The following is a 19952-nucleotide window of genomic DNA, read 5'->3' on the forward strand; positions in this document are numbered from 1 at the left end:
GTTTAGTCCTGGCCGGCTGCCACGCGGAAACGCTGGCCGGAGCGGTTGAATGCGAGTTGTTCATCGGTCAGCTCAAAGCCGACCAGGATCTCGAAATTGGTCCCCGACGTGCCCTCATCGGCACGCGGGATGGAGATGGCATCAATGGTCTCGGTCAGGAATACCCGATCTTCATCCGCATCGAAACGGACCCGGATCGGGAAGATTTCCTTTTCAATCACAGCCATGTCGCGTCGGGTGATGGCGACAAAAAACTCATAGGTGCGCTCGCGACCCTGGGCTGCGGGACCACGTCCAAAACCGAAGTCGATCTCCAGATTGGCCAGGATCGGTCGTTCCCCGTAATAGCTGCACAAGGAGCGCACCGCGAGCACTTCGCCGGTAAATCCGACATTCTCATATGCCACTTCGCCATCACGCAGCTCGACGATACGATGGGCATCGTAAAGCGACAGGGCTGACGGGCACGGGCCGGCATTCGGTTCCGGGTCCGCCAGCACGTTCGTGACGCTCTGGCACGAGGACAGCAAGCCGGACATCGCGGCAATGAGGGCAAGAGAACGCGCGGATTTGAACGACATTATGTACTACCTGTCCTGGAAACAGACCCGGCCGCTGGCTTGGACCCGGGCACTTTGTTAGGACGGTCATACGATGGAGATGCCGCTTCCGCAACGCCATCGCTGAAGGAGAGATGAGCGTGACCGCGACACCCCGCCCCCCGCTGACCATATTGCGTGCTGCTCCGCGCGGCTTCTGCGCCGGTGTCGACCGGGCAATCCAGATCGTCGAGCGCGCGATCGAACGCTTCGGCGCGCCGGTCTATGTCCGCCACGAGATCGTTCACAACCGCCATGTCGTCGAACGGCTGGAGGCCTTGGGCGCCGTTTTCGTGGAAGAGCTGGATGAATGCCCGACCGACCGCCCGGTCGTCTTCTCGGCCCATGGCGTGCCCAAGACCGTGCCGGCCGAAGCGGAACGTCGCGAAATGATCTATGTCGACGCCACCTGCCCGCTGGTCTCCAAGGTCCATGTTGAAGCCCAACGCCATTTTGCCAATGGGGATGAAATCATCCTGATCGGCCATGCCGGTCACCCGGAAGTGGTCGGCACGATGGGTCAATTGCCTGATGGCGCCATCAGCCTGGTCGAGACCGTCGAAGATGCCGGCCGTTTCGAGCCGAAGGACCCGGCGCGGATCGCCTTTGTCACCCAGACCACGCTATCGGTCGACGACACCTCGGCCATTGTCGAGGCCCTGCACGCGCGCTTTCCCGACATGAAGGCGCCGCACAAGGAAGACATCTGTTACGCCACCACCAATCGTCAGGCTGCGGTCAAGGCGATGGCGCCGCGCAGCGATATTGTCTTCGTGATCGGATCGCCCAATTCCTCCAACTCGGTCCGCCTTGTCGAAGTCGCCCAGCGTGCCGGCGCCCGTCGGGCGGCCCTGGTTTCATGCGCCGCCGATGTCGATTGGGACAGTCTCGGCGCCATCCGCACCGTCGGCATCACCGCTGGCGCCTCGGCGCCGGAAGACCTCGTCGAAGGGCTGATCGAAGCCTTCCGGACGCGCTATGATATCAGCCTCGAAGACATCCGCGTCACTGATGAGGATGTTGTTTTCAAACTTCCCCGCGTCGTCGCCTGAGGAGGGCATCATGGCCGAGAACAAGACCCAGCCGAGCGCGACATCAGCGTCTGAATTTATTGCCAGCATCGAGAACCCGACCCGCCGCGCCGACGCCGAAACCATGCTGGCCGTGATGCAACGGATAACCGGTTGGCAGCCGCGCATGTGGGGACCGTCCATCATCGGTTTCGGTGAGTATCACTACCAATATGAAAGTGGACGCGAAGGCGATTTCATGCGCACGGGCTTTTCGCCGCGCAAAGCCAATCTCGTCCTCTACATCATGCCCGGCTATGCCGACTATTCCGACAAGCTCGCCCGCCTCGGCAAGCACAAGATCGGCAAATCATGCCTCTACATCAACAAGCTGGCCGATGTCGACATGGCCGTCCTTGAAGAAATCATTGAGGCCGGTCTTGATGACATGGCGAGGAAATACCCGTTGTGAGCACCATCACCATCCACACGGACGGCGCCTGTTCCGGCAATCCCGGCCCCGGCGGCTGGGGGGCGATCCTGGAATGGAATGGCCACCGCAAGGAATTAAAGGGCGGCGAGGCCGACACCACCAATAACCGCATGGAAATGATGGCGGCCATCCAGGCCCTGGAAGCGCTCAAGAAAGCCGACCGCTCCGTCATCCTGATCACCGACAGCGTCTATCTGCGCGACGGCATCACCAAATGGATCCATGGCTGGAAGAAGCGGGGCTGGAAAACCGCCGACAAGAAACCGGTCAAGAATGTCGATTTGTGGCAGCGGCTCGACGATCTTACCAGGACGCACACGATCGACTGGCGCTGGGTGAAAGGCCATGCCGGAGATCCCGGCAATGAGCGCGCCGACGAACTCGCCCGCGAAGGCCTCGCCGAAGCGCGCGGGCGCTAGCCGTAGCGCGACTGTCCGCCACCTGTCCCCGCGCCAGGCGCGTCCGCGGTCTCGCGCCGCAAGGCGTCCAGCACATCCGGCAAGTTCAGCGGCTTGGTGAAATAGCCGGTTGCGCCGATACGCGCGCACAATTCCCGTGTTGCCCGGGTCGCGTCGGCGGTGAGGGCAAAAATCGGGATGTCGGCATGGCTGGTCCCGGACGCGCGAATACGCCGGATCGCCTCATCTCCCGCCATCACGGGCATCTGGATATCCATCAACACGGCGTCGAAACGGTTGGCATCGAGCAGGTCGAGGGCCTCACGCCCATTGCCCGCCGTCATGATCTCGTACTGATTGCTCTGCAGCAGGGCTGTGAGCACCATCAGGTTGGCCTGCACATCGTCGACCACCAAAATCCGGCGTCCCGTATTGTCGTCGCCGGTCTGACGCGAAGTCATGACCGGCGTCTTGGACAAGTCTTGATCGTCGGCGGCCGGAAGGGGAAGATTGAACCAGAAGGTCGAGCCTTCGCCGGGCACGCTCTCGACCCCGATCTCACCGCCCATCAAGGTCACCAGTTCGTGGCAAATGGCGAGTCCCAGGCCGGTGCCGCCATATTGGCGCGTGATTGAATTATCGGCCTGGGCAAAGCGGTCAAAAATACTGGCGAGATGGCCCGGTTCAATTCCCGGCCCGGTATCACTGATCCGAAACTGGACCAGATCGCCGTCCCCGGCACGAATATCGATGCTGACCCGGCCGCTATCGGTGAACTTCACGGCATTGCCGACGATATTGATCAGGATTTGCCGCAACCGTTTTTCGTCACCCACGACAACTTTCGCGACGTCCGGCGCCAGGGACGTATCCAGCGCGAGCTGTTTCTCCTGCGCGCGCAACCGCGTGATATCGCTGACCATCGCGACCAGTTCCGGCATCTCGAACGCCCGCTGCTCAAGCTCGATCATGCCGGACTCGATCTTCGAGATATCCAGGATGTCGTCGATGAGATCAGCCAATGCCTGGCCGGAACTGCGAATGGTTTCGACATGCCGTGACTGCTGTTCGGTCAGCTCGGTCATGTGGAGGACCTGTGTCATGCCCAGAACGCCATTGAGCGGCGTCCGGATTTCATGGCTCATATTCGCAAGGAATTGGGACTTCGCATGGCTGGCGCTCTCAGCGCGTTCGCGGGCGAGTTCCAGGGCGGCGGCCTGCTCGATATCGGCCGTCACGTCCATATGAACGCCGGTGATGATCGGCGGCGCATCAAGGCGCTCCCGATAGACCCCGAAGGAGCGGATGTGCCGGTAACCGCCATCGGACCGGCGATAGCGATACTCACGTCGGACATGGGTTTTGGATGCGTAGGCGTTCGCCAAGGCTGCCGATACGCCCTCACGATCATCCGGGTGTATCCCGTTGACCCAGTCATCCGGCGCAGGATTGGGCGAATCGTCGGCGATGCCGAACAAGCGGCGACTGCCATCATCCCAATGATATTCGCCGGTTGGCGGGCAGACGTCCCAGACGCCAATGCCGGAGCTCTCAAGCGCGACTTCGAGTCTCGTCGATATGAGACGCACTTCTTCCTCGCGTTCGCGACGTTCAGACACGTCCTGGAACGAGCCGACCAAGCGGATCGGCTTCCCGTCCCGGAGGACCCGGCGACCGACCGCGCGAACCCAGACTCGCCTGTTTTTCGCTGTAATCAGCGGAAGCTCCAAGTCCCACGGCTCACCGGTTTCAATGCAATGTGCAACCGCTTCCGAGATCGGCCCGCGGCTCTCCGGTGCATAGAAATCGATCGCGGTGTCCATGTTCGGAACATAGTCCGTATCGACTTCGTGGATTTTGCGAGTGATGTCGTCCCAGATCGGCGTCATCGTGTCGAGATCGACTTCCCAACTCCCGATCCCGCCCAATTCGGTGACCGCCGAGAGTCGTTCCAGCGATGCCTCAAGCTGCCTTTGGCTGGCGGCCAGACCGGCTTCAACGTGTTTGCGGTTCGTGATGTCAAAGCGGATGAATATGTAGCGCTCGATTTCGCCGTCCGCATTCATCTGCGGCGCGACGATTGAATCGACCCAGAACAGCTCGCCGGACTTGTTGCGATTGCAGATTTCCCCGCGCCAGGGTCGGCCGGCCTTGATCGTCGATCGCATCTCCGCCCAGAACGCGTCCGAATGCATGCCTGAGCTCAGCAGGGACTGATGCGTCTTGCCGAGAATTTCTTCCTTCGAGTACCCGCTTTGTCGGCAGAACGCGTCATTGACATCAGTGACGACACCGGCCGGGTCGGTCACACTGAACACAGTGTGTTGCCGGATGACGTCCATCAGGGACTGGGTTTCGCGCAGCGCCCGGCTCAGCCGTTCCCGCGTCTCGATCTGCGCGGTGATATCCGTCTGGACTGACATGAAGCCGGTACAATGCCCGCCCTCGTCCCGAATGGGTGTCAGCTCGATGAGAATGGTATACTCGGCACCCGTCTTGGCGCGGTTGACGAGTTCCACTTGGCATTCCGTGCCGTCCCGGACCGCCTCAGCCAGCGTCTTTATGGCGCCGGGATCGGAGTTCGGGCACAGGAGGAACGTGCCAGGCAAGCGACCGCGGACCTCAGCAAGCTCATAGCCGGACAAGCGTTCGAAGGCCGGGTTCACCCAGTCAATCTCACCATCACGGTCCGTGATCACGACCGAATTGTGGGTGTGACGGGCAACCAGTGCGAGGCGTTCGTGTTCACGCGCATCCGTGCGCTCCCGGATCAGTTCCTCAATCATCCGCGCCAATGATATGAGGCGGTTTCGTGCGCTCTCATCCAGGGCCAGGGGAGCGTCGTGGATCGCACACAATGTGCCCAGTTTCTCCCCCGTCGGGAGACTGATCGGCACGCCGGCATACCCGCGGATATGGGGTTCGCCGGTAACGAGTGGATTGTCCGCGAACAACGGATTGGTCCGTGCATCATGCACTTCGTAGACATCATCCTGCTGGATCGCGTGATGACAAAAAGCCCAGGATCTCGGTGTCTCTCGGGCCGGCAGGTTGACGGCCGACTTGAACCATTGCCGGTCACGATCGACCAGCGAGACGGCCGCCATGCGGGCGCCGGTCACCGCTGTCACCAGATCGGTAATCGCCTCGTATCCCGCCTCAACACCGGTGTCGAGCAGACCCAGCGCATGCAGCGCTGCAAGGCGATCTTCTTCGCAGATTTCCGGCATGACGGGGTCCGTGGCTGGCGTTACTGGCAATCGAAACGTTCAGCCTCGGCGGAAATGGGCAAGAAAACGTAAAGAGCCGCCCGGGCCGGGGCGGCTCTTCAGTCACGGCTGGGTTAAGCAAGCTTACTCGCCGAGGCGGAATTCCAGTTCACGGGAGTGACCATCGGTCTGGGCGGCGGCCGGCGCGTAACGCCAGTTTTCGATCGCGGCAAGCGCGGCGCGATCAAAAACGCCTTCCGGGCTGGCTTCGACGATCTGGGCGTTCACGACATTGCCGTCAGCGTCGATCGAATAGGCAATGCGAACTGAGCCCTCAATGCCGCGACGTTCGGCGCCACGCGGGTATTCCGGGGCAACCAGCTCGACGCTTTCGCGCTCGGGGCCGTTATTGGCAGAGGCCGGGGCGCTCAGGGCGACGGGGGCGGCAATGGCGGACAGACAGACAAGGGCGGAGAGGAATTCGTTTTTCATGGCGCTCACTCGGGCGTTGTTGGTTACGACTGCGAGCGGGGTGTAGGCCGATGAAATTGCGATGCGCTTTCTCGAAACGCTAAAAATTGAACGAACCCTGTCATATGATATGCACAGAGCTCGCTCCTTTACTTCACTTACGAAACAACCGTCAGTACCACGCCATTGATCGCTTCAATGGTCAGCGTCGCACCGCTTGCCGGATCACTCCCGTCCGACGTCTCGGCGGCCCATTCGCTGTCGCCAAATTTCACCCGGCCTCGACCGGCCGCGAAGTCGGCAACAACGACGACCCGCTGGCCAACCATGCGGGAGGACCGGTCGTTCAGCCCGCTGCCGGCACCGGCCTTCATCGCCGGACGGACCCAGCGATCGCCCGCCCACAGCAGGACCACCGACAGCATGGCGAAGACCACCAGCTGGACCGGCCAGCTCACGCCGAGCACTTCGAGCGCCACAAAACCGGTCAGGAAGGCCGCAGCCGCCGGCCACAGGAGATAGGTGGTGCCGGTGAGCAGTTCGGCGATCAGGATCACGCCGGAGATCGCCCACCAGGCCCAGAGATTCATGCGGTCAAAGACCGACAACAACAGATCCATCATGACATCTCCTTCTCAACCAAATCAGACCTCGCCCTTGCGGGTCGCTTCGGAGACCGCGTCATGGGCCGCCTTGCCGAGTTCACCGACACCCGTGATCGTCGACAGGATGTTGGAGAACTCCGCCGGGATGATGACCGTGCGTTGTTGGTCACTGGTTGCCAGTTTTCCGAAGGCCTCGATGTATTTCTGGCCGAGGAAGTAGTTGATGGCCGACACATCGCCCTTGCTGATGGCATCCGACACCATCTGGGTCGCGCGGGCCTCGGCTTCGGCTTCCCGCTCACGGGCCTCGGCGTCCAGGAAAGCACTTTCCTTGCGGCCCTCGGCCTCGCGGATGGCGGCTTCCTTCTCACCCTCTGCGCGCAGGATGGCAGACTGTTTCGAGCCTTCCGCTTCCAGGATCTCGGCGCGTTTCAGGCGCTCGGCCTTCATCTGCCGGGCCATGGCCTCGGTGATGTCGACTGGTGGCGACAGGTCGCGGATTTCCATGCGGGTGACCTTGGCGCCCCAGGGATTGGTGGCCGCATCGATGACGCTGAGCAGGCGCGCATTGATCTCGTCACGCTTGGACAGGGTCTCGTCCAGGTCCATCGCACCGATCACCGTCCGCACATTGGTCAGCGACAGGTTGATGATCGCGAAGTCGAGATTATCGACCTCATAGGCCGCCCGCGGCGCGTCCAGCACCTGGATGAAGACAACCGCGTCGACCGAAACCGTCGCATTGTCCTTGGTGATGACGTCCTGATTGGGCACGTCGAGCACGCGCTCGCGCATGTTCATCTTGTAGCCGACCGTGTCGACAAATGGCATCAGGAAGTGGAGGCCGGGTTTGAGGGTTCGCGTGAAGCGTCCGAAACGCTCGACGGTAAATTCCTTGCCCTGCGGCACCGTTTTGATCACCGACGCGATGATGAACAGTGCCAGCAGGAAAAGGACACCAATACCGATCAATCCAAAGTCCATGCGAACCCCCAGTTTTTATGTTGAACCTCCCGCAGGGAGGCGGCCGGAAAGGCCTAGAGCTGGCCGAGAATGTGGTCGGCCGACGATACCTTGAATTCACCCGGCGCCTCGACATTGAGCTCGGCCACCACGCCATCCTTCACCAGGATGGAAAAACGCTGTGCCCGCACGCCCATGCCAAAGCCGGTGCCGTCCATTTCCAGGCCGACCGCCTTGGCGAACTCACCATTGCCGTCTGCCAACATCACGACATCATCACCGGCATTCTGGGACTTGCCCCAGGCGTCCATGACGAAGACATCATTGACCGACAGGCAGGCGATCGTGTCGACGCCCTTGGCGCGGATTTCAGCGGCCTTCTCGACAAAGCCCGGCAGGTGTTTGGCCGAACAGGTCGGCGTGAAGGCACCCGGCACCGCGAACAGGGCGACGGTCTTGCCGGCAAACACGTCATCCGTGCTCAGCTTGTTCGGGCCGTCCGCCGTCATGGTCATGAAGGTGGCGGCGGGAAGGCGATCTCCGACCGAAATGGTCATGGCAATTCTCCTGTGGATCAGTAATGGCGGGTATCCGCACGGCAAGATAGCGGGAACCCGGCTGGACGCATCCCCCATTTGGGGGGAACATGGCAGCCATGGCCCCTGCTAGTTCGACAGATGTGGACGAGACCTTCCTCGGCGGCAAGCTTTTGATTGCAACGCCGAGCATTGGCGATCCGCGCTTTGACCGCACCGTCATCGTGATGTGCGATCACAGCCCGGACCACGCGATGGGGATCGTCATCAACAAGCCGGCCGATGATCTGCGCCTGCCTGAATTGTTTGAGCAATTGGGCGTCGACGGTATCCGGCCCGCGCCCGACACGCCGGTGCTGATTGGCGGTCCGGTCGATCAGGATCGCGGCTTTGTGCTGCACACGCGGGACTATTCCAGCCTCGAAGCCACCCTGCCCGTCAGTCCGCGCATCGGCCTCACCGCGACCAAGGACGTGCTCGACGCGATTGCCTCATCGCACCCGCCGCGGCGCAGCCTTCTGGCGCTGGGCTATGCCGGCTGGGGTGCCGGACAGCTGGAACAGGAACTGGCCGCCAATGCCTGGCTGGTGATCGAGCTGGACGAGACCCTTGTCTTCGACACCGGCGATGCCGACAAATGGCAGCGGGCACTCGATCTGATCGGCGTCAGCCCCGAACACCTCTCCGCCCTTTCCGGTCACGCCTGACCGTCGCCCTCAGTCCGGACACCCATCATGGCTCCTCTAATCGTAGAAACCGGCGAGTTCGCCGGCTGGCGCATCTGGCCCGACGACCCGTTTGAACAGACAGCCGGACCCTTCCACATGCGGGTGGGCGCCGAGGGGCCTGAAATGGCGTTTCGCGCCGAACGCCGCCATCTCAACGGGATGGGCGCGGTTCATGGCGGCTGCCTGATGAGTTTTGCCGACTTCGCCCTGTTCGGCATCGCCCACGAAGCCCTCGCCCCGTCCGGCTATGGCGTCACCGTCGCCTTCACCTCCGAATTCATCGCCGGTGCCAGCGAAGGACAATTGATCGAGGCGCGCGGCGAGGTGTTACGGGCCGGCGGATCGCTGATTTTTGTGCGCGGGCTGATCACGGCCGACGGCACGCCCTGCCTGAACTTTTCCGGCACGTTGAAGCGTTTGCGCAGTCAGGCCTGAGCCGGAAGTGGCGGCAGAAAGCGGCCGCTGACGCCTTCGACAACGGCTTTCTCGGCCGCATCGGGTGCCAGCGCACCGGCATAGCGATAGCCCTGCGCGTATTGGCAGCCCATGGCGGCAAGCCGCTCTGCGGCGGCGGCATTCTCGATTCCTTCGGCGACCACTTTCATACCGAAATGCGTGGCCAGCTGAATCACCGACTTCACAACGGTCCCGGCGGCTTCATCACCCGCCATGGCACGGATGAAATAGCGGTCGATCTTGACCACGTCGAACGGCAGCATGTCGAGCCGGGCCAGCGAGGAATAGCCGGTGCCGAAATCATCAAGCGCCAGTGAGACGCCGCCGCCATTGAGGCGCTGCATGGCGGCTGCGGCCATATCCGGATCCTGCATGATCTCGGTTTCGGCGATCTCCAGCTTGAAGGCGCCGGCTGGAAGCTTCGCGTCCGAAACAACTTTCAGAAGGCCGGTCACGAACGCCGGATCAACCAGCTCGCTGACCGTTGCATTGGCGGAAATGAAAATGTTGTGGGCCGTCGGATGCGCCACCCGCCAGGACGACAGGTCGGCGGCGGCATGACCTCGCACTTTGGTGCTGATACGGTTGAGCAGGTCGAGCTCGCCGGCCATCACCAGGAAATCATCGGGGGCCAACACGCCAACGCCGGGCCGGTCCCAGCGAGCCAAGGCCTCAAAACCGGCCAGGCGTCCGGTGTCGAGGGCGATGATCGGCTGGTACCAGGCCAGGACTTCGCCATTGTCGACGCCATTGGCCAGCGCGTGTTCCTCGCCGATCCGGCCCGCCAGGTCGCGGGTTGCGCCGGCCGGAGTCATCAGGCCCTCAACCCGACCCGACCCGTTGCGGCGGCCGAGCAGGCGGACATAGGAAAGTTGACCACCGGCCCCGATCAGCCGGATACGCAGATCAACATGATCCTGCGCGATGGCGTCCGACAGGCGGATCTGATCGGCGGGACCGAGACGGTCGAGAAAGGCCTGCCAGTCCATCGTCGCGGCTTCGAGACCGAAGGCCGCGGCATCGCCGGTCAGGCGCACCTGGCCGATATCCGTGTCACAGGCAAACGCCACCGCGCCTGCGGCCCTGACGCCGGCTTCAAACCCCGTTTCGGTCATTGGCGCGGGTCGGTGGCGATGATGGCAAAACGGTCGTGGTCACGCCAATCGCCAGCAATGTTGAGAAAGGCGCGCGACCGACCCTCAAGCGTGAATCCGACCGATTCAAGCAAGGTGCGCGACGCGGTATTGGATGGCTGGCAGGCCGCTTCGACACGGTGCAACCGCAATTCGTCAAACGCGAAGGCCAGCATCCGGCGCACCGCGGCGCGGGTATGCCCCTTGCGGACATAGGGCGAGCCGATCCAATAACCGATATCGGCCGATTGCAGGACGCCGCGCCGGACATTGTTCAGATTGCAGGCCCCCAACAGAACGTCGTCACGCGATCGCACCACAAAGAAGGGATAACCCAGCCCGCCCTCTCGGTCGGCCTGATAGCGTTCGATACGGCGGCGGAAAGCGCCCTTGGACAGTTCGTCGCTGGTCCAGGCCGGTTCCCAGGGCTCGGTATGGGTCCGCGAGGCGCTGCGCAGCTTGGCCCAGTCTTCATAGTCAGACAGGGTCGGGGCTCGCAGCCTTATGCCCTGTCCGGTCAGGGTCTCGTCCCAGGAAGTTTCGCGCCAGACTGCCAAATTCCATCTCCAGGTCGGGGCGGATACTAGTCCGCCTTCTTGATCTTGTCGCCATCTTGCGATGGCGCGGTAAGTCGCAGCCGTCCGCGGCTGGCGTGCAGGGCGAGATACACCCCGATCAGGGCCAGCGCCAGACCATACCAGGTCAGGGCGTAACCCAAATGCTTGGCCGGCGGCGTCCGGCTCAGCGAAGGCGGCATGCCGGTATCGGCGCGGGCCCAGACCGGCAGCAAGCTGTCAGAGGGGATGCCAAGCGCCGCCGCCATCGCGTCTGCATCAAGGGTATACCACTGATTGGTATCCGGATCGTTTCGCGGACTGAAAACAGTACCGCCGGGTGGTGTTTCAATGCGCCAGCGCCGCGCCGTGACTTGCTGCGCCGACTGCAAGTCCTCGAACGCCACTTCAATCAGCAGGTAGCGATCCGGCGAACCGGCTTCGCAGGCCGGCGCCGGCATCAGGGCCAGCCGCATCCAGCCGGCACTCTCGCGCATGGTGTAAAACCGCAGCGTCTCGCCGGTCAGCGGCACCGGGCCGGTCACCGGCGGCGAGAAGACATCACCGCTTGGCGCACACAGGGCGTCGCGGAAGCTGACAGCGTCACCACGCGTCTGCCAAGCCGCTATCTGCTCGGACTTCCAGGCCATGCGCTGCATCTGCCAAGTGCCCAACCAGGCCAGCAAGGCGAGGCTGGCGATGGTGAAGACGGTGAGCAGCGGGAGCGGCCGGAAGCGGGGCATGTCGGTTGGTGTCCATCACCTGGGGCGGGGCCGGCAGCCGACCTCAATCGTCCAGCCGCGCCTCCTGGGCGTCATGCTGGAATTGCAGCGCAAACAGCAGCCCCTTGATCGGACGCAGGGTCACGATGCACGCGACCGGCACGAAGGGGAGCTGAAGCAGCGCGTGAACCCACCAGGCCGGGTGGAAAGCGGCCTCGACCAGGAGGAAGAGGACCATGGCCAGAAAGCCGACGATGAACAGGACAAAGACCGACGCCCCGTCGCCGACATCGGCACTTTCGAAATCAGCGCCGCAGACATCACAGCGCGGCGCGATTTTCAGGAGGCCGTCAAACATGGCCCCCTCCCCGCATTTCGGGCAGCGCCCCTGAAGGCCTGTCGAAAACGGGGAGGGTTTGTCCATGTCGATTATCAGCCCTGATAGACCACGTAGACGAAGGCGAACAGGAAGAGCCAGACCACGTCAACGAAGTGCCAGTACCAAGCGGCGGCTTCGAGACCGAAATGCTTCTTCGCGCTCATCTGGCCGGCCAGCAGGCGGAACAGGCAGACGGCGAGGAAGATGGTCCCGATCAGCACGTGCGCGCCGTGGAAGCCGGTCGCCATGAAGAAGGTCGAGCCATAGAGATTGCCGCCATCGGCCATCGAGAAGGCAAAGCCGGCTTCGGCATATTCGACGATCTGCAGGGCGGTGAAACAGGCCCCCAGGATCACTGTGACGATCAGGCCGTTGATGGCGCCCTTGCGGTCATCATGCTGCAGGGCGTGGTGGGCCCAGGTGACCGTGGTGCCCGAGAGCAGCAGGATCAGCGTGTTCATCAGCGGGATGTGCCAGGGATTGAAGGTCTCGACCCCGGCCGGCGGCCAGGTGGCCAGCGCCGGATCAATGCGGACATCGTGGAAGATGGCGTATTCGAAGAAGGCCCAGAACCAGGCCACGAAGAACATGACTTCCGAGGCGATGAACAGGATCATGCCATAGCGCATGCCGATATCGACAACGGCCGTATGGTCGCCGCGCTTGGACTCTTTGATCATGTCGCCCCACCAGCCGATCATCGTCCAGATGACGATGGCGAAGCCGAGTGCGAGGCCGCCCCAGGAACCTTCCGCATACATGAAGGCGACCGGATGTTCGGCGTGGACCAGGCCGGCCATGTTGCCGACGGCACCGATGGCCAGAAGGAAGGCGCCCACCGAGCCCACAAACGGCCACGGGCTCGGGTCAACCAGGTGGTAGTCGTGTTTGGCAGCATGCCCAGCCATCGCGAATCTCCTGCGATCTCAAATCAGCGAAGTGTGCCCCTGATACGCGGCACACCTGAAAGGTTCAATGCTAAGGCGCGGCGTCGGCGTTGGCCGAGGCCCCGTCTTGGGACTCAAAAAACGTATAGGACAAGGTGATCGAAGCGACATCATCCATGCGCTGTTCTTCATCAATCAGCGGATCGACGAAAAACAGGACCGGCATCTCGATGCTCTCGCCCGGCTGCAATGTCTGCTCGGTGAAGCAGAAACATTCCAGTTTCGAAAAATAGGCCGCCGCCTTGTAGGGCGCGACATTATAGGTCGCCACACCGGTCACCGGCTGGCTGGAATTATTCGTCGCCGTGTAATAGGCGAGCGCGGTTTCGCCGACCCGCACCGTGATCGAACGCTGCGCCGGCTCGAAGCTCCAGGGCAGGTTGCGATTGGTGTTGGCGTCGAAATAGACAGTGACTTCACGGTCCAGGATCTCGCCGGCCTCGCCGACCGCGACCTGGGTCGTGCCGCCATAACCCGTGACCTTGCAGAACAGGTCGTAAAGCGGCACCGCGGCATAGGCCGCACCGACCATCAGCGCTGCGGTCAGTGCTGCAAAGACGGCGACGCGCGCATTCTTGTTCAGCGGACGGCGGATCATGCTCCCGCCCCCGTCGCGATATTCTCGCTCAGGCGCACCACGGTGATCGCAAAGACAGCGACCATGAACGCAACCAGCGACCAGGCGATCACGACATTGCGTTTCTTGCGGGCGGCTTCCTGCTCCGGCGTCAGCTTGAGGCTCTCGCCGGTCGGCTGACCTTCGCGGGCACTCGTCAGATGATTGTCTTGCGTCATGGGCTCACTCCGGGAATGGCCACATATGCACCAAATGCATGCTCAACAATCAATGCGGCAAATAGCACCGTGAGGTAACCGATGGAGTAGGCGAACAGGTCACGCGCCGCCTTGTCGCCGGCGCGGACGGCATAAAGCGCGCCTTCTTCCGCCGAGCCCGCCTCGCCGGCGCGTGAGCGGAAGATCCGCCAGGCCAGCAGCAGGAAGAGCGCGCCGCCGCCAACCGAGGTTGCGCCATAGACAGCGCCGCCCAGCCCGGTCAGCACCGGTGCGCCGGCGAAGATCACCAGCACAACGGAATAGAGCAGGATTTGCAGCCGGGTCGATTTGGCGCCCTTGGCGACCGGCATCATCGGCACATTGGCCGCGGCATAGTCGCCGGACTTGTAGAGCGCCAGCGCCCAGGAATGCGGCGGTGTCCACAAAAAGATGATCATGAAGAGGATGACCGCATCGAGCGAAATCTCGCCCGTCACCGCGACCCAGCCGATCATCGGCGGGAAGGCGCCGGCCGCGCCGCCAATCACGATATTCTGCGGCGTCGAGCGCTTGAGGATCATCGTGTAGATGACGGCATAGAAGAAGATCGAGAAGGCCAGCAGGCCGGCCGCGAGATAATTGCTCGCCAGCGCCATCAGCAGCACCGACAGGATCGCGGCAACAACACCAAAACCATAGGCATTGGCCACCGAGACCACGCCGCGCGGGATCGGACGCTTGCGCGTGCGCTGCATGGTGGCATCGATATCGGCGTCATAGGCCATGTTCAACGCGCCCGCCGCGCCGGCACCGACGGCCAGGCAGAGGATGGACATGAAGGCCAGGAAGGGATCGGCATCGACCGGTGCCGCGATGAGGCCGGCAAAGGCAGTGAAGACGACCAGCGTCATCACCCGCGGTTTCATCAGGTCAAAATAGTCGCGGGGCGAGGCTGTCGAAACAGCCTCGCCCTCTGCGCGATGGTCGCTTGGGGTCACGATGGTGTCCAAGTGTCCGTCCTATTTGATCTTCGGCAGTTCCGAGAACTGGTGGAAGGGCGGCGGTGAGGACAGGGTCCACTCCAGCGTGGTTGCGCCTTCACCCCACGGATTGGCCTCAGCCTTGCGACGACGGATGATCGCATCGATCAGCACGGCGAAGAACAGCACCATGCCGACCAGCATGATCAGATAACCGATCGAGGAGACATAGTTCCACAGCGCGAAACCGTCGGCGTAGTCGACATAACGGCGCGGCATGCCCTGCAGACCCAGGAAGTGCTGCGGGAAGAAGATCACATTGGCGCCGATGAAGAAGAAGAAGAACTGCGCCCGGGCCATCCAGGAATTGTACTTCACGCCGAAAATTTTCTCGAACCAGTAGTACCAGCCGGCAAAGATCGCGAACACCGCACCCAGCGACAGCACGTAGTGGAAGTGGGCCACGACGTAATAAGTGTCGTGCAGGGGCTGGTCGACGCCGGCATTGGCCAGCACCACACCGGTCACACCACCCACGGTGAACAGGAAGATGAAGCCGATCGCCCACATCATCGGGGTCCGGAATTCCATCGAGCCGCCCCACATGGTGGCGATCCAGGAGAAGATCTTGATGCCCGTTGGCACCGCGATGACCATGGTCGCAGCCACGAAATAGGCCTTCAGATCAACCGGCATGCCGACGGTGTACATGTGGTGCGCCCACACGATGAAGCCGATGAAGCCGATTGCCACCATCGCATAGGCCATCCCGAGATAGCCGAAGATCGGTTTGCGCGAGAAGGTCGAGACGATGTGCGAGATGATGCCGAAACCGGGCAGGATGAGGATGTAGACTTCCGGGTGACCGAAGAACCAGAACAGGTGCTGATACATCACCGGGTCGCCGCCGCCTTCCGGCGCGAAGAAGGCCGTGCCGAAATTACGGTCGGTCAGCAGCATGGTCAGGGCGCCGGCCAGAACCGGCAGCGACAGCAGCAGCAGGAAGACCGTCACCAGCACCGACCACACGAATAGCGGCATCTTGTGGATGGTCATGCCCGGTGCGCGCATGTTGAAGATCGTGGTGATGAAGTTGATGGCACCGAGGATCGACGAGATACCGGCAATGTGCAGCGACAGGATCAGAAGATCCATTGCCGGACCATTATGGCCGGAGGTCGAGAGCGGCGGGTAGAGCACCCAGCCGCCGCCAAAGCCCAAGTCGGCACCGGCACCCGGCACGAACATCGACATCAGGGCCAGCGCGAACGAGGCCGGCAGCAGCCAGAAGGAGATGTTGTTCATGCGCGGGAAGGCCATGTCGGGCGCGCCGATCATCAGCGGCACGAACCAGTTGCCGAAACCACCGATCATCGCCGGCATGACCATGAAGAAGATCATGATCAGGGCGTGCATCGTGGTCACGACGTTATAATTGTGGGCATTGCCGAAAATGGCACCCCAGCCGGTATCCTCACCCGTGAAGACCTGGAGACCCGGCTCCATCAATTCCCAGCGGATCAGGCCGGACAGGCCACCACCGATGATCCCCGCGAAGATCGCGAAGACCAGGTACATCGTGCCGATGTCCTTGTGGTTGGTGGACAGCACCCAGCGGCGCCAGTCCCACATGCTGGGAGTGTGATCGTCGTGCGTTGCGGCGTCAGCAGACATGGTTCAGCCCATCCCTAGTCGAGTTGCGCCAGGCGCGTTTCCCGCGCGGCAGTGTATTGAGCAATGATCGCGTCAGCGGCCTCGGAGTATTCGTCCTCGGCCTTGGCCGCGATCCAGGCGTCGAAGACGTCCTGGGGAACGACATGCACTTCGATCGGCATGAAAGCATGGCGCAGACCGCACAGCTCCGAGCACTGACCGTAGTAGACGCCTTCCTGCGTCGCCTGGAACCAGGCTTCGTTGATGCGGCCCGGAATGGCGTCCATCTTGGTGCCGAAAGCCGGCATGGCCCAGTTGTGGATCACGTCCGAGGCCGTCACCTGCAGGCGGACCGTCGCATTGACCGGCACCACCAGCGGATAGTCGACCGACAGATTGCGCAGCTGACCCGGCTGGAGGTCCTCTTCCTCGACCATGTTCGAGAAATATTCCGCAACCTCATGGTCGGGATACTCATAGGACCAGTTCCACTGATTGCCGGTTGCCTTCAGCGTGAAGTCGATTTCCGGCGGGATCTCGTCCTGCATGTAGAGCAGCGGGAAGGACGGGATCGCGATCCCGATCAGGATCAGCACCGGCACGGCCGTCCAGACGACTTCGAGCAGCGTGTTGTGGCTGTTCTTGGAAGGCGTCGGATTGGTCTTCCGGTTGTAGCGGATCATGACGTAGATCAGCAGGCCCATCACGAAAAGCGTGATCACGGTGATCAACACCAGCAGGATGTTATGGAAGGAGACGACCTCCTCCATGATTGGCGTCACGGCAGGCTGAAAGCCCAGCGCTCCGTCAGTCGGCTGGCCGGGCGTGGCGAACGCGCCGGCGGCGAAAGTCGTCCAAGTGAGCGCAAGTGCGGTCAGGAATCGCATGGCTTCCCCATACAAGTCAGGCATTAAGGCGGGAATCCCCCACCGATGGCGGCGGAATATAGAGACCGTCTCCTGCCCTGTCAGGCCATCAACGGCATTTTTTCTCGTGTCATTCACACTGGGCGCCGCCTTACAGGAGAAAACCCGTCTGTAAAAGGCCGCATGCCCAGCTCGCGAAGTTATGATCACCGGTTATTTCCTTCTGAGCTTATCATGGAGCGGTTCACAGCAACGGAAAGGAGCGACCGATGCGTCTATTCGTCTCACTCGCCGCCCTGATGGTTTGTATGAGTACCGGCCCTGCCGACGCCCAGCTTCTGGTGCTCGGGCGTTCACCGGCCGCCACCTGTTACGACCACGCCCTTCACCAGCGTGACGACACGGCGTCCCTTCGTGACTGCGACATGGCGATGCAGGACATCCGTGTCACGCGCCGTGATCGAGCTGCGACTTTGGTCAATCGCGGCATATTGAACATTCATCGCGGCCGCGCCACGGACGCCATTGCCGACTTCGACGCGGCACAACGCATGGACATAATCCCCACCGCAGTGCTCGCCGTGAACCGGTCGAGCGCGCTCATTCGCCTCGGCCGGTATCAGGAAGCGGTCGCTGAAGCGGATATTGCGATCCGGGGCCGCGGCGACAGCGAGGCCGATGCTTGGTTCAACCGGGGCGTCGCACTGGAAGCACTCGGAGAGCTGGCTGCGGCCTATGATTCCTATCGGCAGGCTCGCCATTTGCGGCCCGGTTGGCAGCAACCGGACGCCGAGCTTGCCCGGTTCCGCGTCAATTCACGCTGACCGGGAGCGGAAACCGGCCGCGTTGACTGCCCGGACTGCAGGGCGGTGTGTTCACCCCCGGGGCTGCCTCGACTATGTATGATGTCGAGAAACCCCCGGGAGTGCGCGCATCATGTCCGATGATCCGATCAGCCAGTTCGATTTTGATGCCGATAGCGTGCAGCCGATTCTGCATGACGCCCTGCGCGGCGCCGATGACGGGGAACTCTTCCTTGAGACCGAGGTCGCCGAATCACTCGTCTTCGACGATGGCCGCCTGAAAGCCGCCAACCTCGATTCGTCGCGCGGCTTCGGCCTGCGCTGCGTGGCTGGCGAGGCCTTTGGCTATGCCCACTCCTCCGATCCCAGCCTGGACGCGGTCAAACGCGCTGCCGAAGCGGCCGCTGCAGTCAAGCGCGGCCATGCCGGCGTGCTGGCACCACCACCCGCCGGCACCAATCGCAAACTCTATGACGCGATCGACCCGGTCGCCCGCCCCGGTTTCGAGACCAAGGCCGCCTTGCTGCAGGAAATCGACGCCTATTGCCGGACCAAGGACGCCAGTGTGGTCCAGGTCTCGGCCTCGATCGCCGGCGCCAAACGCTCGGTGTCGATCCTGCGCGCCGATGGTGATCTGAAAACCGACATCCGCCCCCTGGTCCGCCTCAACGTCTCGGTGACGGTCGAGCGCAAGGGTCGCCGCGAAACCGGCTCGGCCGGCGCTGGCGGGCGCGCCGAATTTGATCGCTGGATCACGCCGGATGCCTGGAAACCCCTGGCCGACGAGGCGCTGCGCATTGCCCGGGTCAATCTGGACGCAGTGGACGCACCCGCCGGCGTGTTTGATGTCGTGCTTGGCTCCGGCTGGCCAGCAGTATTGCTGCACGAAGCTGTCGGCCACGGGCTGGAAGGCGATTTCAACCGCAAGGGCTCATCCGCCTTTGCCGGCCGCATGGGCCAGCAGGTCGCCGCCAAGGGTGTCACCGTGATCGATGACGGCACCATGCCGGAACGGCGCGGTTCGTTGACCATTGATGATGAAGGCACGCCGACCGAACGCTCGGTCCTGATCGAGGACGGCATCCTGACCGGCTATATGCAGGACCGCATGAATGCCCGCCTGATGGGTCAGACGCCGACCGGCAATGGTCGTCGCCAATCCTATGCCCATCCGCCGCTGCCGCGCATGACCAACACCTACATGCTGGCCGGTCAGCACAAGCGCGAGGAAATGGTCGAAAGTCTGAAGGACGGCATCTATGCCGTGAATTTCGGCGGCGGCCAGGTCGACATCACCTCCGGCAAATTCGTCTTCCAGTGCACCGAGGCCTATCGCGTCCAGGACGGCAAGATCGTGGCACCGGTCAAGGGCGCGACGCTGATCGGCGACGGTCCGACCGCCCTCACCCAGATCACCATGATCGGCGATGATTTCGAAATGGATCCGGGCGTCGGCGTCTGCGGCAAGGCCGGCCAGGGCGTGCCGGTCGGCGTTGGCCAGCCAAGCCTGAAAATTTCCGGCCTGACGGTCGGTGGTTCAGGCGGCTGAAAGGGCTGATTTCGGACCTGACCAAAATTTCATATCCGATTTATTACAAGACCAGCGCGGACCCGGCGCGATAATAAACCGAACCTGTTCAATGACTTGTCGAGAGGCGCATCCCGACTGAGCA

At 62.4% G+C, this 19952-nt stretch carries 23 protein-coding genes; 7 read left to right on the forward strand and 16 right to left on the reverse strand.

All coding sequences use genetic code 11. The features are described from left to right. Positions 1-2: 2 nt before the first annotated feature. Entirely contained in the window at positions 3-581 is a 579-nt protein-coding gene (locus tag AWH62_RS03360) for a hypothetical protein (RefSeq protein ID WP_075189068.1), read from the reverse strand. A gap of 113 nt (positions 582-694) precedes the next feature. Between AWH62_RS03360 and ispH the strand changes: the two genes are divergently transcribed. From ispH to rnhA, 3 genes are read left to right on the forward strand one after another with little or no spacing between them, the layout of a single operon-like run. Then, a complete protein-coding gene (gene ispH / locus AWH62_RS03365) occupies positions 695-1651 on the forward strand; it encodes a 4-hydroxy-3-methylbut-2-enyl diphosphate reductase (RefSeq protein ID WP_075189069.1) in 957 nt (318 codons plus the stop codon). 10 nt (positions 1652-1661) lie between these two features. Further along, a complete protein-coding gene (locus AWH62_RS03370; protein ID WP_075189070.1) occupies positions 1662-2081 on the forward strand; it encodes a DUF1801 domain-containing protein in 420 nt (139 codons plus the stop codon). Further along, entirely contained in the window at positions 2078-2521 is a 444-nt protein-coding gene (gene rnhA, locus AWH62_RS03375) for a ribonuclease HI (protein WP_083634969.1), read from the forward strand. Before AWH62_RS03370 ends, rnhA begins: the two co-directional genes overlap by 4 nt. On the opposite strand, the gene AWH62_RS03380 is transcribed toward rnhA, so the two are convergent. The 5 genes from AWH62_RS03380 to AWH62_RS03400 all read right to left on the reverse strand — a co-directional run bounded on the left by AWH62_RS03380 (position 2518) and on the right by AWH62_RS03400 (position 8305). Next, the gene (locus tag AWH62_RS03380) at positions 2518-5730 is read right to left on the reverse strand and encodes a PAS domain-containing protein (protein WP_075189072.1); all 3213 of its coding nucleotides are present in this window, start codon (positions 5728-5730) and stop codon (positions 2518-2520) included. The genes rnhA and AWH62_RS03380 overlap by 4 nt on opposite strands. A 123-nt stretch (positions 5731-5853) precedes the next feature. Further along, a complete protein-coding gene (locus AWH62_RS03385) occupies positions 5854-6201 on the reverse strand; it encodes an energy transducer TonB (RefSeq protein WP_075189073.1) in 348 nt (115 codons plus the stop codon). A gap of 137 nt (positions 6202-6338) precedes the next feature. Then, positions 6339-6803 carry an NfeD family protein gene (locus tag AWH62_RS03390; protein WP_233128247.1) on the reverse strand — a complete coding sequence of 155 codons (465 nt, stop codon included), beginning with the start codon at positions 6801-6803 and terminating at the stop codon, positions 6339-6341. A gap of 21 nt (positions 6804-6824) precedes the next feature. Next, complete coding sequence (locus AWH62_RS03395; protein WP_075189074.1) at positions 6825-7769, reverse strand: SPFH domain-containing protein; 945 nt, start codon at positions 7767-7769, stop codon at positions 6825-6827. A gap of 53 nt (positions 7770-7822) precedes the next feature. Then, the gene (locus AWH62_RS03400; RefSeq protein ID WP_075189075.1) at positions 7823-8305 is read right to left on the reverse strand and encodes a peroxiredoxin; all 483 of its coding nucleotides are present in this window, start codon (positions 8303-8305) and stop codon (positions 7823-7825) included. A 98-nt stretch (positions 8306-8403) separates the two neighbouring features. Here AWH62_RS03400 and AWH62_RS03405 point away from each other — a divergent pair, with 98 nt between their 5' ends. Together AWH62_RS03405 and AWH62_RS03410 are read left to right on the forward strand one after the other, a co-directional pair. Next, complete coding sequence (locus AWH62_RS03405) at positions 8404-8991, forward strand: YqgE/AlgH family protein (RefSeq protein WP_143742899.1); 588 nt, start codon at positions 8404-8406, stop codon at positions 8989-8991. A gap of 27 nt (positions 8992-9018) precedes the next feature. Further along, the gene (locus AWH62_RS03410) at positions 9019-9447 is read left to right on the forward strand and encodes a PaaI family thioesterase (protein WP_075189077.1); all 429 of its coding nucleotides are present in this window, start codon (positions 9019-9021) and stop codon (positions 9445-9447) included. Here the strand turns inward: AWH62_RS03410 and AWH62_RS03415 are convergent. The 10 genes from AWH62_RS03415 to coxB form a co-directional block, all read right to left on the reverse strand. Continuing rightward, positions 9438-10583, reverse strand: a complete 1146-nt coding sequence (locus tag AWH62_RS03415; RefSeq protein ID WP_075189078.1) for an EAL domain-containing protein — start codon at positions 10581-10583, stop codon at positions 9438-9440. The two genes, AWH62_RS03410 and AWH62_RS03415, sit on opposite strands and share 10 nt — an antisense overlap. Beyond that, positions 10580-11158 (reverse strand): GNAT family N-acetyltransferase, encoded by a 579-nt coding sequence (locus AWH62_RS03420; protein ID WP_075189079.1) that lies wholly within the window; start codon positions 11156-11158, stop codon positions 10580-10582. The genes AWH62_RS03415 and AWH62_RS03420 overlap by 4 nt, the downstream gene beginning before the upstream one ends. 26 nt (positions 11159-11184) lie before the next feature. Next, complete coding sequence (locus AWH62_RS03425; RefSeq protein WP_075189080.1) at positions 11185-11898, reverse strand: SURF1 family protein; 714 nt, start codon at positions 11896-11898, stop codon at positions 11185-11187. A gap of 43 nt (positions 11899-11941) precedes the next feature. Next, positions 11942-12235, reverse strand: a complete 294-nt coding sequence (locus tag AWH62_RS03430; RefSeq protein WP_233128248.1) for a DUF983 domain-containing protein — start codon at positions 12233-12235, stop codon at positions 11942-11944. 74 nt (positions 12236-12309) lie between these two features. Next, positions 12310-13164, reverse strand: coding sequence for a cytochrome c oxidase subunit 3 (locus AWH62_RS03435; RefSeq protein ID WP_075189082.1), 855 nt, complete (start codon positions 13162-13164; stop codon positions 12310-12312). Positions 13165-13234: 70 nt separating this feature from the next. Next, positions 13235-13801 carry a cytochrome c oxidase assembly protein gene (locus AWH62_RS03440; protein ID WP_075189083.1) on the reverse strand — a complete coding sequence of 189 codons (567 nt, stop codon included), beginning with the start codon at positions 13799-13801 and terminating at the stop codon, positions 13235-13237. Next, on the reverse strand, positions 13798-13998 hold the full coding sequence (locus AWH62_RS03445) for a protoheme IX farnesyltransferase (RefSeq protein WP_075189084.1): 201 nt from the start codon (positions 13996-13998) through the stop codon (positions 13798-13800). The genes AWH62_RS03440 and AWH62_RS03445 overlap by 4 nt, the downstream gene beginning before the upstream one ends. Then, the gene (locus AWH62_RS03450) at positions 13995-14987 is read right to left on the reverse strand and encodes a heme o synthase (protein WP_075189085.1); all 993 of its coding nucleotides are present in this window, start codon (positions 14985-14987) and stop codon (positions 13995-13997) included. Before AWH62_RS03450 ends, AWH62_RS03445 begins: the two co-directional genes overlap by 4 nt. Before the next feature lie 9 nt (positions 14988-14996). Beyond that, positions 14997-16631 carry a cytochrome c oxidase subunit I gene (gene ctaD, locus AWH62_RS03455; RefSeq protein WP_075189086.1) on the reverse strand — a complete coding sequence of 545 codons (1635 nt, stop codon included), beginning with the start codon at positions 16629-16631 and terminating at the stop codon, positions 14997-14999. A gap of 14 nt (positions 16632-16645) precedes the next feature. Next, positions 16646-17497 carry a cytochrome c oxidase subunit II gene (gene coxB / locus AWH62_RS03460; RefSeq protein WP_075189087.1) on the reverse strand — a complete coding sequence of 284 codons (852 nt, stop codon included), beginning with the start codon at positions 17495-17497 and terminating at the stop codon, positions 16646-16648. A 248-nt stretch (positions 17498-17745) separates the two neighbouring features. Here coxB and AWH62_RS03465 point away from each other — a divergent pair, with 248 nt between their 5' ends. Continuing rightward, positions 17746-18300 carry a tetratricopeptide repeat protein gene (locus tag AWH62_RS03465; RefSeq protein ID WP_075189088.1) on the forward strand — a complete coding sequence of 185 codons (555 nt, stop codon included), beginning with the start codon at positions 17746-17748 and terminating at the stop codon, positions 18298-18300. A 112-nt stretch (positions 18301-18412) separates the two neighbouring features. Continuing rightward, on the forward strand, positions 18413-19828 hold the full coding sequence (gene tldD / locus AWH62_RS03470) for a metalloprotease TldD (protein ID WP_075189089.1): 1416 nt from the start codon (positions 18413-18415) through the stop codon (positions 19826-19828). The last annotated feature ends 124 nt before the right edge of the window (positions 19829-19952 follow it).

This window comes from Maricaulis sp. W15 (assembly GCF_001924955.1).
Classification (GTDB): domain Bacteria; phylum Pseudomonadota; class Alphaproteobacteria; order Caulobacterales; family Maricaulaceae; genus Maricaulis; species Maricaulis maris.

Excerpts from the sequence above, each read along its gene's own strand:
- coxB (WP_075189087.1), bottom strand. The coding sequence starts at position 17,497 with ATGCGATTCCTGACCGCACTTGCGCTCACTTGGACGACTTTCGCCGCC.
- AWH62_RS03370 (WP_075189070.1), top strand. The coding sequence starts at position 1,662 with ATGGCCGAGAACAAGACCCAGCCGAGCGCGACATCAGCGTCTGAATTT.
- AWH62_RS03425 (WP_075189080.1), bottom strand. The coding sequence starts at position 11,898 with ATGCCCCGCTTCCGGCCGCTCCCGCTGCTCACCGTCTTCACCATCGCC.
- AWH62_RS03385 (WP_075189073.1), bottom strand. The coding sequence starts at position 6,201 with ATGAAAAACGAATTCCTCTCCGCCCTTGTCTGTCTGTCCGCCATTGCC.
- AWH62_RS03465 (WP_075189088.1), top strand. The coding sequence starts at position 17,746 with ATGCGTCTATTCGTCTCACTCGCCGCCCTGATGGTTTGTATGAGTACC.
- AWH62_RS03395 (WP_075189074.1), bottom strand. The coding sequence starts at position 7,769 with ATGGACTTTGGATTGATCGGTATTGGTGTCCTTTTCCTGCTGGCACTG.
- AWH62_RS03435 (WP_075189082.1), bottom strand. The coding sequence starts at position 13,164 with ATGGCTGGGCATGCTGCCAAACACGACTACCACCTGGTTGACCCGAGC.
- AWH62_RS03400 (WP_075189075.1), bottom strand. The coding sequence starts at position 8,305 with ATGACCATTTCGGTCGGAGATCGCCTTCCCGCCGCCACCTTCATGACC.
- AWH62_RS03430 (WP_233128248.1), bottom strand. The coding sequence starts at position 12,235 with ATGTTTGACGGCCTCCTGAAAATCGCGCCGCGCTGTGATGTCTGCGGC.
- AWH62_RS03410 (WP_075189077.1), top strand. The coding sequence starts at position 9,019 with ATGGCTCCTCTAATCGTAGAAACCGGCGAGTTCGCCGGCTGGCGCATC.
- AWH62_RS03360 (WP_075189068.1), bottom strand. The coding sequence starts at position 581 with ATGTCGTTCAAATCCGCGCGTTCTCTTGCCCTCATTGCCGCGATGTCC.
- ctaD (WP_075189086.1), bottom strand. The coding sequence starts at position 16,631 with ATGTCTGCTGACGCCGCAACGCACGACGATCACACTCCCAGCATGTGG.
- AWH62_RS03415 (WP_075189078.1), bottom strand. The coding sequence starts at position 10,583 with ATGACCGAAACGGGGTTTGAAGCCGGCGTCAGGGCCGCAGGCGCGGTG.
- AWH62_RS03405 (WP_143742899.1), top strand. The coding sequence starts at position 8,404 with ATGGCCCCTGCTAGTTCGACAGATGTGGACGAGACCTTCCTCGGCGGC.
- AWH62_RS03445 (WP_075189084.1), bottom strand. The coding sequence starts at position 13,998 with ATGACGCAAGACAATCATCTGACGAGTGCCCGCGAAGGTCAGCCGACC.
- tldD (WP_075189089.1), top strand. The coding sequence starts at position 18,413 with ATGTCCGATGATCCGATCAGCCAGTTCGATTTTGATGCCGATAGCGTG.
- AWH62_RS03380 (WP_075189072.1), bottom strand. The coding sequence starts at position 5,730 with ATGCCGGAAATCTGCGAAGAAGATCGCCTTGCAGCGCTGCATGCGCTG.
- AWH62_RS03390 (WP_233128247.1), bottom strand. The coding sequence starts at position 6,803 with ATGATGGATCTGTTGTTGTCGGTCTTTGACCGCATGAATCTCTGGGCC.
- AWH62_RS03440 (WP_075189083.1), bottom strand. The coding sequence starts at position 13,801 with ATGATCCGCCGTCCGCTGAACAAGAATGCGCGCGTCGCCGTCTTTGCA.
- ispH (WP_075189069.1), top strand. The coding sequence starts at position 695 with ATGAGCGTGACCGCGACACCCCGCCCCCCGCTGACCATATTGCGTGCT.